Annotated in this window: 13 protein-coding genes; 6 read left to right on the top strand and 7 right to left on the bottom strand. The window is 70.5% G+C overall.

Features of this window, described 5'->3' with window-relative positions; genetic code table 11:
* Positions 1 to 42: 42 nt before the first annotated feature.
* The 3 genes from HRU81_07625 to HRU81_07635 are packed head-to-tail and all read left to right on the top strand — an operon-like array spanning position 43 to position 3,393.
* Positions 43 to 1,101: a hypothetical protein gene (locus HRU81_07625; protein QOJ31970.1), complete on the top strand. Its 1,059-nt coding sequence runs from the start codon at positions 43 to 45 to the stop codon at positions 1,099 to 1,101.
* 34 nt (positions 1,102 to 1,135) lie between these two features.
* Positions 1,136 to 2,464, top strand: a complete 1,329-nt coding sequence (locus HRU81_07630) for an MFS transporter (GenBank protein ID QOJ31971.1) — start codon at positions 1,136 to 1,138, stop codon at positions 2,462 to 2,464.
* Complete coding sequence (locus tag HRU81_07635; GenBank protein ID QOJ31972.1) at positions 2,455 to 3,393, top strand: aldo/keto reductase; 939 nt, start codon at positions 2,455 to 2,457, stop codon at positions 3,391 to 3,393. Before HRU81_07630 ends, HRU81_07635 begins: the two co-directional genes overlap by 10 nt.
* Positions 3,394 to 3,467: 74 nt before the next feature.
* On the opposite strand, the gene HRU81_07640 is transcribed toward HRU81_07635, so the two are convergent.
* From HRU81_07640 to HRU81_07665, 6 genes are all read right to left on the bottom strand, one after another.
* Positions 3,468 to 3,875 carry a hypothetical protein gene (locus HRU81_07640; GenBank protein ID QOJ31973.1) on the bottom strand — a complete coding sequence of 136 codons (408 nt, stop codon included), beginning with the start codon at positions 3,873 to 3,875 and terminating at the stop codon, positions 3,468 to 3,470.
* Positions 3,876 to 3,942: 67 nt separating this feature from the next.
* Entirely contained in the window at positions 3,943 to 4,839 is an 897-nt protein-coding gene (locus HRU81_07645; protein ID QOJ31974.1) for a rhomboid family intramembrane serine protease, read from the bottom strand.
* A gap of 92 nt (positions 4,840 to 4,931) precedes the next feature.
* Positions 4,932 to 5,336, bottom strand: coding sequence for a response regulator (locus HRU81_07650; GenBank protein QOJ31975.1), 405 nt, complete (start codon positions 5,334 to 5,336; stop codon positions 4,932 to 4,934).
* A gap of 134 nt (positions 5,337 to 5,470) precedes the next feature.
* Positions 5,471 to 6,442 (bottom strand): 4Fe-4S dicluster domain-containing protein, encoded by a 972-nt coding sequence (locus tag HRU81_07655; protein QOJ33339.1) that lies wholly within the window; start codon positions 6,440 to 6,442, stop codon positions 5,471 to 5,473.
* 10 nt (positions 6,443 to 6,452) lie between these two features.
* Positions 6,453 to 7,139: a molecular chaperone TorD family protein gene (locus HRU81_07660; GenBank protein ID QOJ31976.1), complete on the bottom strand. Its 687-nt coding sequence runs from the start codon at positions 7,137 to 7,139 to the stop codon at positions 6,453 to 6,455.
* On the bottom strand, positions 7,136 to 9,916 hold the full coding sequence (locus HRU81_07665) for a molybdopterin-dependent oxidoreductase (protein ID QOJ31977.1): 2,781 nt from the start codon (positions 9,914 to 9,916) through the stop codon (positions 7,136 to 7,138). The genes HRU81_07660 and HRU81_07665 overlap by 4 nt, the downstream gene beginning before the upstream one ends.
* A gap of 55 nt (positions 9,917 to 9,971) precedes the next feature.
* Here HRU81_07665 and HRU81_07670 point away from each other — a divergent pair, with 55 nt between their 5' ends.
* Positions 9,972 to 11,219: a molybdopterin molybdotransferase MoeA gene (locus HRU81_07670; protein ID QOJ31978.1), complete on the top strand. Its 1,248-nt coding sequence runs from the start codon at positions 9,972 to 9,974 to the stop codon at positions 11,217 to 11,219.
* Between the two features lie 106 nt (positions 11,220 to 11,325).
* Positions 11,326 to 11,724 carry a SirB2 family protein gene (locus HRU81_07675; GenBank protein ID QOJ31979.1) on the top strand — a complete coding sequence of 133 codons (399 nt, stop codon included), beginning with the start codon at positions 11,326 to 11,328 and terminating at the stop codon, positions 11,722 to 11,724.
* Positions 11,725 to 11,808: 84 nt separating this feature from the next.
* Here the strand turns inward: HRU81_07675 and HRU81_07680 are convergent, their stop codons facing one another.
* Positions 11,809 to 12,144 carry a high-potential iron-sulfur protein gene (locus tag HRU81_07680; GenBank protein QOJ31980.1) on the bottom strand — a complete coding sequence of 112 codons (336 nt, stop codon included), beginning with the start codon at positions 12,142 to 12,144 and terminating at the stop codon, positions 11,809 to 11,811.
* 160 nt (positions 12,145 to 12,304) lie between these two features.
* Here HRU81_07680 and HRU81_07685 point away from each other — a divergent pair, with 160 nt between their 5' ends.
* Positions 12,305 to 13,090 carry an SAM-dependent chlorinase/fluorinase gene (locus HRU81_07685; GenBank protein QOJ31981.1) on the top strand — a complete coding sequence of 262 codons (786 nt, stop codon included), beginning with the start codon at positions 12,305 to 12,307 and terminating at the stop codon, positions 13,088 to 13,090.
* The last annotated feature ends 26 nt before the right edge of the window (positions 13,091 to 13,116 follow it).

Here is a 13,116-nt window from a genome sequence, read left to right on the forward strand (position 1 = left end):
GGATATGATAATGTCAAAGCCCACACGGAGGAGACAAGAATAATGACGACCCCGACCGAGCCCATGGTCCGTGCCGATGGCACCTACCCCGTCACCAACCTGCGCAAGCCGGTGACCTTCGCCACGGTGGTGCAGACGCGGGTGCATGGCATCGATGGCACCAACCCGGGCCCTGGCCTGCGCAGCAACCTCGACTACTTCCTCGAGACCATCGACATCGCCCAGGGCTACGGCGGGCGCAGCGACCTGCTGCTGTTCCACGAGTTCCCCATCACCGGCTTCTCCGACTGGACCCGCGAGCAGCACTACCGCATCGCCATCGAGGTGCCGGGGCCGGAGGTCGACGAGGTGGTGAAGAAGGCGAAGCAGTACAACTGCTACATCGTCTTCGGCACCTACGCCCGCGACGAGAAGGACTGGCCGGGCCACATCCTGCACCTCATGGTCATGGTCACCCCCGACGGGCGGGTCATCAAGCACTGGAAGCAGCGCAACGTGCGCGGCATGTTCCCCGGCTCCGAGCAGTACACCTCGGTGATCTACGACGTCTACGAGCGCTTCGTGGAGATGTACGGCCTCGACGCCGTCATCCCGGTGGAGCGCACCGACATCGGCAACATCGCCATGTCGGCCGTGCAGTTCGAGCCCGAGCTGTTCCGCTGCATGGCCATGAAGGGCGCGGAGATCATCTGCCGCGTGGCCACCGGGGGCTTCGAGAGCGACGACATGCGCCTGACCTCCTACCACAACAGCGTCTACACCATGATCTGCAACAACTCGGTGAGCACCCACGGGCGCAACCGCGGCTTCTTCGAGGAGGAGGCCTTCGGCGGGCCCGGCCGCTCGGCCATCTACGGCCCGCGGGGCATCGAGCTGGCGAAGGCCGGCGCCTTCGAGACCAAGAAGATGGCGGTGATTCCCATCGCCGAGTTCCGCACGCGCCACCGCATTCCCGACCTGCACATGCAGCTCTACCGTCCGGTACTCGACCAGTACCGCGAGCGCTATGACCACAGCCTGTACCTGAAGGAACTGCCGAAGGACAAGCGCGACGCCTTCCGCTACTTCCAGGAGAACGCGCGCTGGACCCACTTCTGGTGAGGCAGGCCGTGCCCATCCCGGGAGGACAGCGCGAGTGAGGCTCACGCCCGACGCTGCCGGCGCGCGCATCGGGCCCTTCTGGATCACGCCAGGCTGGACGCGGCTCAACGCCGCCACCGTATGGGCCGCGTCCTTCCTCACCATCGGCCTGGCCGCCTTCATCAGCTTCGTGCAGCCCTACCTGCTCACCGAGGTGCTGCACCTCCCCGACGCCATCCAGGGCCGGCTCACCGGCTCGCTGGGCGCCCTGCAGGAGATCATCGTCATCTGCAGCGCCAGCTTCTTCGGCGTGTGGTCGGATCGCAGCGGCCGCCGCCGCGTCTATTACCTCGGCTTCCTCGCCATGGCGGCGGGCTTCGCCATCTATCCCCTCGCCGACACCGTCGCCGAGCTGGTGCTGTTCCGCTGCGTCTTCGCGCTGGGCATCGCCATGGCGCCGCTGATGCTCAGCGCCTGCGTCGTCGATGCCATCCAGGAAGTGTCGCGGGGGCGCTGGATCGCCTCCAACACCCTGCTGCAGGGCCTGGGCGTGGTGATCATGTCGTTCCTGCTGGCGAAGATGCCGGCGTGGTTCGAGAGCCGGGGCGTGGCGCCGGTGGACGCCATCCGCTATGCGTTCTGGATGGCGGCGGCGCTGGCATTGCTGGCGGCCGCCGTGGTGTTCGCCGGCCTGCCGCGCCTCGCCCCCGGGCACATCCGCGGCCGCGGCCGCGGCGCCTGGCGGCTGGTGGGCCAGGCGCTCGGCCTGGCGCGCCGCAATCCGCGCCTCGGCATCGCCTACGGCGCCGCCTTCATCGGTCGCGGCGACTTCACCATCGTCGGCGTGTTCTTCTCGCTGTGGCTGGTACAGGCAGGCCGCGATGCCGGCATGAGTTCGGCGGAGGCGCTGGCCACGGCCGGCAAGCTGTTCGGCATCCTGCAGCTGGCCGCCATGCTCTGGGCACCGGTCATGGGCTGGCTGGTCGACCGCCTGCGGCGCCTCGACGGGCTGTGCCTGGCGCTGGCGCTCGCCGGGACCGGCTACCTGCTCATGGGCCAGATGACGCAGCCCTTCGATGCCGGCTTCATTCCCTTCGCGGTGCTGCTCGGCATCGGCGAGATGAGCGTCATCGTCGCCGCCGGCGCGCTGCTCGGCCAGGAGGCGCCGCTGGAGAACCGCGGGCCGGTGATCGGCTTCTACAACGCGGTGGGCGGCGTCGGCATCCTCTTCGCCACCTTCGTCGGCGGCCAGGTGTTCGACGCCATCGGGCGCACCGCGCCGTTCAGCCTCATGGGGCTGCTCAACCTGGTGTTGCTGGCCGCGGCGCTGCTGGTGCGGGTGCGGGCAGCTCGTGCGGTGCAGGCGGTGACGCCATGCAACTGAAGGCGCTGGGACATTCCGGGCTTCGGGTGTCGGCCGTCGGCCTCGGCTGCATGAACTTCGGCATGGTCTGCGATCAGGCGGCGGCCCAGGCCATCGTCGATGCGGCGCTCGATTCCGGCATCAACTTCTTCGACGTCGCCGACATGTACGGCGGTCCGCAGGGCGAGGCCGAGGTGCTGCTGGGCCGTGCCCTGGGCACGCGCCGCCGCGAGGTGATCGTCGCCACCAAGTTCGGCGGCCAGCGCGGCAGCCGCGAGCCCGGCGTCCGCGGCGGCGGCTCCCCGGCCTACATCGCCCGCGCGGTCGAAGACAGCCTCCGGCGCCTCGGCACCGACTACATCGACCTCTACCAGCACCACTTCCCGGATGCCGGCACGCCGATCGAGGACACGCTGCGCGCCCTCGACGACCTCGTCACCCAGGGCAAGGTGCGCCACATCGGCTGCTCCAACTACGACGCCGGGCAACTCAAGGCAGCCGCCATCGCCGCGCGCAGCGGCCGCACCCACAGCTTCGTCAGCGCGCAGAACCGCTACAGCCTCCTGCACCGGGACATCGAACGCGAGCTGGTGCCCATCGCCCAGGCGCAGCAGGTCGGCATCCTGCCCTACTTCCCGCTGGAAAGCGGCCTGCTGACGGGCAAGTACCGGCAGGGCGAGACGCCACCCGCGGACACGCGCTTCGCCCGCTGGCGCGGCGGTGGCGCCTTCGTCTCGGACGAGCGCTGGGCCAGGGTAGCAAGGCTCGAGGAGTACGGCAGCCGCATCGGCCGCTCGCTGCTGGACATCGCCATCGGCTGGCTGGCCGCCCAGCCCTTCGTCTCCAGCGTCATCGCCGGCGCGACGCGACCCGAGCAGATCCACGCCAACATCCGCGCCGCCTCCTGGGAACCCACCCCGGAAGACCTCGCCCGCATCGACGCCATGTAATACGGTGCCGGTAATACGGTGCCGGTGTTACGGTTTCGGTTGTGTACAACCGAAACCGTAACACCGGCACCGCATTACTTCCGGCGGTCTTCCCGGTGGCGGCGCTCGCGATTGGCGTTGGGCAGCAGTCCGCCGAAGCGCGCGAACAGATCGCGACGGTCGCCGGACGTGCGCCGGTCGGCATGGCGCACGAAGCGGCAGCCGCAGCTGCGATGGTCGCAGCCGGCCACCGGCAGGGTCGGCGCCCGCACCGCGAGATAGCGCGTGCCGGCCATGGCCAGCACCGCCTTGCAGGGATGATCCGCGCAGGGGCGCACCGAGACCGCAGCGAAGGGATTGCCCGGCCGCGACAGGTCGCGGCGCGCCGCCGGCGCTACCGGACCGGCGCGCACCAGATCGCGCCGCCGCTGGTACTGCACCACGAGAAAGGGCGTCAGCACGCCAATTGCCACGCCCATGACGATCCAAGCCATCGTGCCCAAGTCACGATCTCCTCTGCGGCCCGGCGCCATACATAACCCGGCGCCGCGCCGGCTGCCACGCCCTGCGTCACAGGAACGCACGCCACCAGGCCAGCGCCAGCAGCGCCGCCGCCGCCAATCCGGTGCCCGCCTGCAGCGGCAGCTGCCCGGGACGCACCCCGCCCAGCCCGTGCAGCACGGCGCCACCCAGCGCCCCGGCGAGGAAGCCGGCGAGATGGGCGAAGACATCGGTGTGCTCGTCGCCGGTGCCGGTGTAGGCGAGCAGCGCCACCGCCCCGACGGCCGGCGACCAGCGCCGCGCCCAGCCCGGCGGCTGCTGGCGCGAGCGGCCGAGGACCACGGCCGCCACCAGCCCCAGGGCGGCGAACACCGCGGTGGAGGCGCCGATGCTGCGATGCTGGGCGAGCTGCAGGAAGGCGTTGGCCGCATTGCCGAGGCTGGCCAGGGCGATGCTGCCCAGCGCCGCCACCCCCGAGCCCAGGTACTGGCCGGCGAGGTAGGCGAAGAAGGCGCCGAAGACGATGTTGCCGATGACGTGATCGATGTCGCCGTGCAGGGTGAGCGCCGTGACCGTGCGCCACCACTCGCCCTCGCGCACCCGCCAGGCCACCAATTCGCCCGCGCCGAGCCAGTCCAGGCCGAACAGGCTGCTGACCTGCACGGCATAGGCCAGGCTCAGCACCACGATCCAGGCCGTCACCAGCGGCAGCCCGCGGGTGGGCGGGATTGCCGGCCATGGTGCCGCCGGGCGCTGCGGGTTCTCGCGGCGGTACAGGCCGAGCTGGCTGCGGGCCTGGACTGCCAGCGCCACCGGCACCATGAGGTGGCAGCCATCCGGCTGCTCGGTGACGAAGTGGGCGATGTCCATGGCCTTGAGGACCAGCGCCTGCTCCTCGCAGGGCCGGCGCATGGGCGAGCAGAACACGCTCACCCAGTCGGCGGGCTGGGACCCGTCTGGCAGCATGGATGGCGGGCTCCGTGGCGCGGGCAGGAACCCGTCCTTTTAGCCTCCGGACCGCCCGCCGGCAAGGGCCGGCCGCCGCCGCGCGCCGCCCGTCAGTGCAGGCGCGCCCGTTCGCGCAGCAGCGCCGAGCGCAGCCGCTCGATCAGGTCGCGCTCGATGTAGGGCTTGGTCAGGTAGTCGGCGACATCGGCGCGCATGGCGCGCACCGCGGTCGGCACGTCGCCGAGCCGCGTGAGGATCATCGCCGGGGCGAACACGTTGTCCTGCCGCAGCCGCGAGATCAGTTCCAGCCCGGTCATGCCGGGCAGCTCCACCTCGGAGATGACGCAGCAGTTCGCGCCGCAGGCCGGGATCTCCTGCAGCAGCGCCTCGCCGGACTGGTAGGTGCGGGTGTTGTAACCGGCACGCTCGAGCAGCGCCGTCAGGCTGGCGCTGTCTCGCGGGTCGCTGTCGACGACCAGCACGGTATAGTCGCTGGGAATGAATTGCGTGCCCATGATCCGGTCACCGACGGGCCACGCTCCGGCAGGAGCACGGCATCCTCCGCTTGGCCTCAGACACCGGATGAGTATCGGGAGCACCGCCGGGCCGGCCTATACGGACAACTACCTAAAAGCGGGCCGGGAGGCGCTCAGAACACCTTGACGTCGGGAATGTTGAACAGCGACTTCCACTCCCTGGCGATGAGCAGGTCCATCAGCTCCGAGGCCTGGCCGGCCTGCTTCTTCTCCATCTCGAAGTGCAGCGTCGCCAGCGACTCGTCGACCCGCGGGCCGAAGAGATAGCGCAGGTAATCCATGGGGATGCGCGGCTCCTCCTCCTGCACGTCGCCCTCGGCATCGAACGGCGGCGGCAGCAGCGGCGGCACGTAATAGACGTTGGGCTCGGTGCCGAACTCCGGGTGCAGCGGCAGGGCGACCTTCCACACGTTGACCAGCTTCCAGATCGGGCCATCCACGTCGTCGACGAAGCCGACGAAGCGCAGGCGGCCCGGGCACTGGCGCGCGCAGGCGGGCGCCACGCCCTGCTCCACCCGCGGGAAGCAGAAGATGCACTTCTGCGAACGGCCGGTGACGAAGTTGAAATAGATCTTGTTGTAGGGACAGGCACGGTTGCACTCGCGGAAACCCTGGCACTTGTCCTGGTCGATCAGCACGATGCCATCCTTCTCGCGCTTGTAGATGGCGCGCACCGGGCAGGCCTCCAGGCAGGCGGGCTTCGTGCAGTGGTTGCACAGCCGCGGCAGGTAGAAATGATAGTTGTTCGGATAGCTGCCCTGGCTCGTGTCCTCGTCCCAGTTGGCGCCCTTGCCCATCGGGCGCTCCTGCACCAGCCGGCTCGCCTCGCCCTTGAAGTACACCTGCTCGTGGTTGAGCGGGATGACATCGCCGAACGCCTCCTGCGGCAGCAGCGTGCCGGGCTTGAGCCTGCCGCCCTGCCAGCCGCCGCCGTGCTCCTCCCAGCCGCGCGGATAGCCCGGGCCGGGCTTGGTCTCGACGTTGTTCCAGAGCATGTACTCCTGCCCCGGCTCGTCGGTCCACAGGCTCTTGCAGGCGGCGGTGCAGGCCTGGCAGCCGATGCACTTGTTGAGGTCGATGACCATGGCGACCTGGTTACCCATGCTGCGTGCCCTCCGCCGGGCCGATGATGGTCGAGGACTGCCAGGCGAGATCATCGGCGACGTAGCCACTCAGCGCCTCGAGCACGCGGCTGTAATAGGCACCGGGCGCCAGCCGGGCGACCGCGGCGGCGAGGCCCGGCAGCCAGTTCGCCAGGTGGCGCGCGGTGAAGTCCGCCTGCGCCAGCTGCCAGGACAGCCGCTCGGGCTCGTCGGCGAACTCGTGGTAGCAGAGGAAGTGCATGAACTCGAGTTCCACCGAGAGATGGTCCGGCGCCCAGGCGAAGCGCTCGTCGAGGCGGTAGCCGAAGAAATCGAAGAACCGCACCAGGTCCTCGCGCGTGCCGGCCTTCTGGCCGGTGAACAGGTCCTCGCGGATCGGTGCCGGCGGCCCCTGGCTGCCCACCTCGAACAGGCCACTGTAGCCGGCCTTGAGGTCGTCGATGTCGCCGGCGGCGAACTCCTCGAGCAGCGCCAGCAGCGACGCGGGCAGCAACTCGCGGCCCGCGCCGATCCGCGCGCGCACCGCCGCCTGGGCATCCACGTCGTGGGGCGAGGCGGTGAGTTCGGAGAACGCCGCGTAGCACTGGCAGCGCCGCGGCGCCGTCAGCAGCGGCTCGCGGCCGGCGGCCACGCTGCGCAACGCGGGCGCCGCCGGCGCCGTCCCGCCCGCCGCGCTCACGCCCGCCCCGCCGCGGCCGGGGCCGCCTTCTCGAAGTTGCAGGTGAAGTCGCGGTAGGTCTGGTTGGGGGCGTAGGCCAGCGGCCGGTAGCCGAGATGGCCGTAGTCGCCGGCCATGCTGGTCGGCTTGATGAGACCGCCGGTGGGGATCACCGCGCTGAAATTCTGCCCGCCGCGGAACATCAGCGGGTCCCAGCCGTGGTACATGAACAGCATGCCGGGCTGGATGCCCGCGCTGAGGTGCGCCATGGCGAAGAACTCCCCGGCCGGATTGAACACCCGGATCATGTCGCCGTCGGCGACGCCGCGCGAGCGCGCATCGTCTGGATTGACGTAGATGTCGGGCTCGCCGCGCTGCAGGCTCACCAGCAGCTTGTCGTCGCGCCACATGCTGTGGATGCCGTGGCGCGCATGGCCCATGGTCATCTGCAGCGGATAGCCCTGCAGGCGCAGCGGATCGCGGTGCCCGGGCAGCTGCTCGTCGAATTCGATGAACCACTCGTGGTCGATGTAGAACTGCTGGCGCCCGGTGAAGGTCTCGTAGGGCTGCTTGTGGCGCACGCTGCGGGTGATGTCCTCGTGGTAGGGCGAGCCGGCCTGATCCCACATGACGCCCGCGGAATCATCGACGCGGACGATGCCGCGCGCGGCCAGCTCGTCGAAGGACATCTTCGGCAGTCCCTGGGTGGTGTTGATGAGGTACTGGGCGACATCCTTGACGCTGCGGATGCGCCCGCCCATGGTGTAGTAATCGAGTGCGCGGGCGTAGTCGCGGCGCACCGAGCGGCCGTCGACCTCGTCGCGCACCGCCGGCGTGCGCCGCTCCCGCGCGCGGCGCGCGATGGCGGCGATCAGGCGGCGGTTGGCCTCCCAGTCGTTGACCGCCTCGCCGAGCGGCGGCACCGCCTCGTCGAGCACCTGCAGGTAGGGCATGCGCGCCTGGAGCATCAGGTCCTGGCGCTCGTAATGATGCGCGATCGGCAGCACGTAGTCGGCGTTGTGGGCCGTGACGCTCATGTCGGGCGTGAGCACGACGATGGTTTCCAGCTTGTCGAAGGCCTCGCGCCGCCACTGGTTGCCGGAGGCACGCCAGTTGGCGGCGTTCTCGCCGGCGAAGAACGCCATCTTCCAGCCCTGCTCGCTGTAGCTCGGGAACCAGTCCTCGCGGATGCTGTACTGGTAGCGCTCGTCGTAGAGGTCGGCGAGCTCCTTGCCGTAGATCTCGCGGTTCTGCTCCTTGAGCTTCGCGTGGTCGTAGTCCCAGGTGGTGCTGGAGATCATGCGCAGTGCCGGGCCGATGTCGGCGAAGGCGAAGGCCGACAGGCCACGGCCCTTGGGCGCGTTGCCGAACTGGATGCCGCTGCCCTCGGGGCCGATGTTGCCGGTGAGTGACAGCATCAGCAGCATCGCCCGCTGCAGCATGTCGCCATGCAGCCACTTGCAGGCGGAGTAGCCGGTATAGATCATCGCCGGCTGCGCGCCGGCGAAGCGGCGGGCGATGCGCCGGATCAGCTTCGGGCTCATGCCGGTGATGGCCGCGACCTTTTCCGGCGTGTGCGCGGCGGCCTTCAGCTTCAGCAGCTCGAAGACCGTGGTGCACTCGACCTCGCCGTCCAGGGTGTCGACCTTCCAGCGGCCTTCCAGTGCCGGGCGGATGGCGCCGAGATCCAGCGTCTCGAAGCGGCGGCGGTCGCGGCCCACGGGCGGGTCGGCGAGCCCGGTGCCGGGCGCCTGCACCACGCGGCCGGCGGCCTCGTCCCACAGGTAGTAGACGTTCTCGCGCACCGCCAGCTTGCCGACCAGCGAGCGGTCCTCGCCGCGGAGGAACTCGCGGGTGTCGAGCCGCACCAGGAACGGCAGGTCGGTCTGCTCGCGGATGTAGTCGGCCTTGTAGAGCTTCTCCTCGAGGATGACGCTGACGAAGGCCATGGCCAGCGCCAGGTCGGTGCCCGGCTTCGGGTTGGCCCACAGGCTGGAGTGCATGGCGGTGGGCGTGAACTCCGGCGAGATGGCGATGACCTCGGTGCCGTTGTAGCGGGCCTCCCAGAAGAAGTGCGCATCCGGGATGCGGGTCACCGCGGGGTTGGCCATCCACACCAGCACGCAGCGCGCCTTGAAGATCGCCGCCAGCGTGTCACCGGTGTAGACCGCGCCCAGCGTCATGTAGACGCCGGTGGGCAGGTCACCGACCCCGGAATAGAACTCCGGCACGGTGACGCCGGTGATGTTGGCGAAGCGGGCCAGCGCGGCGAACGACGCCATCTTGATCGACATCTGCGTGCCGCTGCCGTAGGTGATGCACTGCGGGCCGCGGCTGGTGGCGAGGTCGAGGAAGCGGTCGGCGATCTCCGTGGTCGCCTGCTCCCAGCTGATGCGCTGCCACTTGCCGGAGCCGCGTTCGCCCGCGCGCTTCATCGGGTAGAGCACGCGCTGCGGGCCGTACATGTACTTCGCATGGCGCAGCCCCTTGTTGCAGCCGCGCGGCCCGTAGTCCGGCACGTCGCTGCCCGAGGGCGCGTACATGCCCTGCTGTTCCTCGCGCCAGACGATGCCGTTCTTCACGTAGACGTTGAAGGCGCAGGTGCCGGCGCAGTTGGTGCCGTGGGTGCCGCGGCTGACGCGGTCCCAGGTCCACTTGTTGCGCATCAGGTCTTCCCAGCGGCGGTAGGCGCCGGCGTTCGCGCCGGGCGTCGCCGCCACCGCGTAGCGCAGGTTCAGTGCGACACCGGCGGAGCCGAGTCCCTGCACGAACTTCCGTCGATCGGTGGCAGCTGGCATAGTGGCCGGGAGACTATGTGAAGGCCCTGCGGCAGGGCATGACAATTATCACCCAATGATCAGCTACGCCGCTGCACTGGATATCCTCGCCTCGGCGATCACGCCGCTGCCTGCCGCGGAGCTGCCCTGCAGCCCCGTGCCCGGCCTCACCGCTGCCGCCGACCTGGCGAGCGCCGAGGCGGTGCCGCCGTTCGCCAATGCCGCCATGGACGGCTTCGCCCTGCGCAGCGCCGACACGCAGGCCGCCAGCGCCGGGGCGCCGCTGCGGCTCGTCGTCGCCGGCAGCATCCCGGCCGGCACGCCGGCACCGGCCGCGACCGAAGCCGGCGTCGCCTGGGAGATCATGACGGGCGCGCCGATGCCGGCCGGCTGCGATGCCGTGGTCGCGCTCGAGCGCGTCGAGGTGCAGCGCGATGCGGCCGGCTGGCCGCAGGCCCTGCTGCTGCGCGAGCCGCTGGCCGCGGGCCGCAACCGCCGCGGTGCAGGCGAGGACTTCCGCCCCGGCGACCGGCTGCTCGCCGCCGGCCGCGCCCTCGATGCGCCGGCCATCATGGCGCTCGCCGCCACCGGCACCACGAGCCTGCTGGCCCGCCCGCCGCCGCGGATCGCGGTCATCGCCACCGGCAGCGAACTCTCCGGCGCGGCCGCGCTCGGCGCCGGCCTGATCCGCGACAGCAACCGGCCCTATATCGCGGCGATGCTCGGCCAGCTGCAGCTGCCGCTGGTGGCCAGCACCGCGGTGGCCGACGAACCGGCGGCCTTCAGCCGCGCGCTCGACGCCGCGCTCGGCGCCGCCGACCTCGTCATCACCACCGGCGGCGTGTCCGCCGGGCGCCTGGACTTCGTGCCCGCGGCCATCGCCGCGATGGGCGGCGAGACGCTGTTCCACAAGGTGGCGATCCGCCCGGGCAAGCCGCTGCTCGCCGCGCGCTTCGGCCGGCGCCTGGTGCTGGCGTTGCCCGGCAACCCCATGGCGGTGGCCGTCGGCCTGCGCTTCTTCGTGGTGCCGGCGTTGCGCGCCCTCGCCGGACGCGGGCCCGAGCCGCGGCTGCGCGCGCGTGCGCTCGCGGCGATCCACAGCCGCGCCGGACTCACCTTCTTCGCCAAGGCCCGCGCGCAGCTGGACCCGCAGGCGACGCTCGGTGTCAGCGCCCTGCCTGGACAGGAATCGTTTCGCATCGCGCCGCTGCTCGCGGCGAACTGCTGGGCCATCCTCGATGCACAGCGCGGCGGCGTCGCCGCCGGCGAGCTGCTCGAGGTGGCGCCGCTCGTGCCCGGGGAATTCCCGGCGGGCGGCGACTGAACCACAGGTAGAAACCCGTATTCCCGCGGCCGACGCCGGCCGCTCAAGCTGGCCCGCCCGCGGCCGTTGCGCGGGCCCCGTGAGGACAGGACAAAAAGGAGCAGGAATGTACCCGGTGCTGAAGGCCATCCACCTCACTGCCATCGCCACGACCATCACGCTGTTCATGCTGCGTGCGGCATGGGCCTTCCAGGGCTCGGCGAGGCTGCGCATGCCGCTGATGCGCTGGGTACCCCATGTCAACGACACCGTGCTCCTCGCCAGCGCGCTCGCCACCGCCGCCGTGCTCGGCCAGTATCCCTTCGTCAACGACTGGCTGACGGCCAAGGTCCTGGCGCTGCTGGCCTACATCGTGCTCGGCCACATCACCCTCTGGCGCTGCCGCAACAACACGCAGCGCGCCCTGTGGTTCACCGCCTCGCTGGCGTGCTTCGGCTATATCCTGCTGGTGGCGCGCTGCCATGACCCGCGCGCCTGGCTCTGCGCCCGGAGCCTGCTCGCCTAGGCCGGCAAAGCACGGCACCCCGGAAAGCAAGCGGCCCGGGGGATACCCGGGCCGCGAGATCTCACGCTGACGGCTGAGGCAGCGTCAGGCCGGCTTCGGCGCCCAGGCGCTGCACCAGCCCTTCTCGGCCACCAGCTTCCCGGGGAACGCCGTGCAGGGGCGCCAGGCACCGGAAGCGGCCTGGATCTGCACGCAGTTGGCGCAATCCGAACCCGCCTTGAAGTTCGGCACCTTTGCCTTGTCCACCTTGCTGGCGTCAGGCGTGTACATGAGCGCCTTGGCGACCGGATCGTTCGGATCGAGGTGCGGCAGGGCCTTGCCCTGGGCGGCCGCGGTACGGCTGGCGAGGATCGCCGTCACCGGAATGGCAACCGCGGTGGCGCCGATGAAACCGCGCCGGGAAATCGTCTTGTCGGTCATCTGGGTTCCTTCCAAAGAATGGCAAGCATTGGCCAGTGTTGGCTGTTCGGATATGCTGCGTCGCCATCAGGAAAAGCGCGCTGGCGGCCCAGCGGTGCGCATGCTACCAGCACCCCGGCCGCCCTTCATCCGCAAACCTACGTATGCTGCACCGGACGCCATGCTTCCGCTCATCACCCTGACCACCGATTTCGGCGCAGCCGGGCCCTACGTGGCGATGATGAAGGCCGTGATCGCCCGCTTCGCACCGCAGGCCGGCATCGTCGACCTCAACCACGAGGTGGCAGCCTGCGATCCGGGCGAGGCGGGCTTCTGGATCGCGCGCTGCTACCGCCACTTCCCCGCCGGCAGCGTGCATGTCGCCGTGGTGGATCCCGGCGTGGGCACGGCGCGGGCGATCCTCGCCGCGGCACACGACGGCCACCTGTTCCTCGCCCCCGACAATGGCCTGCTGCCCATGGTGCTGCCCGAAGCGACGCCGCTGCATGCGCTCGCCGCGGACTGGCCGGGCCGCCGCGACTGGCCGGCGCCCAGCAACAGCTTCCACGGCCGCGACATCTTCGCGCCGCTGGCCGCCGCGCTCTGCACCGGCCGCGCGGTACCCGCCGATATCGGGCCGCGGCTGCAGCAACCGGTGCCGGCGGCGGTGCCGCCGGCGCGCCGGATCGATGGCGAGGTCAGCGGACGGGTCATCGCCCTCGACAACTGGGGCAACCTGATCACCAACATCGACGCCTCGCTGGTCGCCGGCCTCGCTGCCCCGCGGGTCGGCATCGGCCACCGCGATGTGCGGCTGTATGCGACCTATGGCGATGCGCCGCCGGGCGTGCTGCTGGCGCTGGTGAACTCGCTCGGCGTGGTGGAGATCGCCTGGCGCGAGGGCAATGCCGCGGCGATGCTGCAGCTCGGCCGTGGCGCCGTGGTGCGCATCACCGCCGGCGCCTGAGACGTCCTGGCCAGCGACCTGGTCGC

The sequence above is a fragment of the Gammaproteobacteria bacterium genome (assembly GCA_015709695.1).
Lineage (GTDB): Bacteria > Pseudomonadota > Gammaproteobacteria > Steroidobacterales.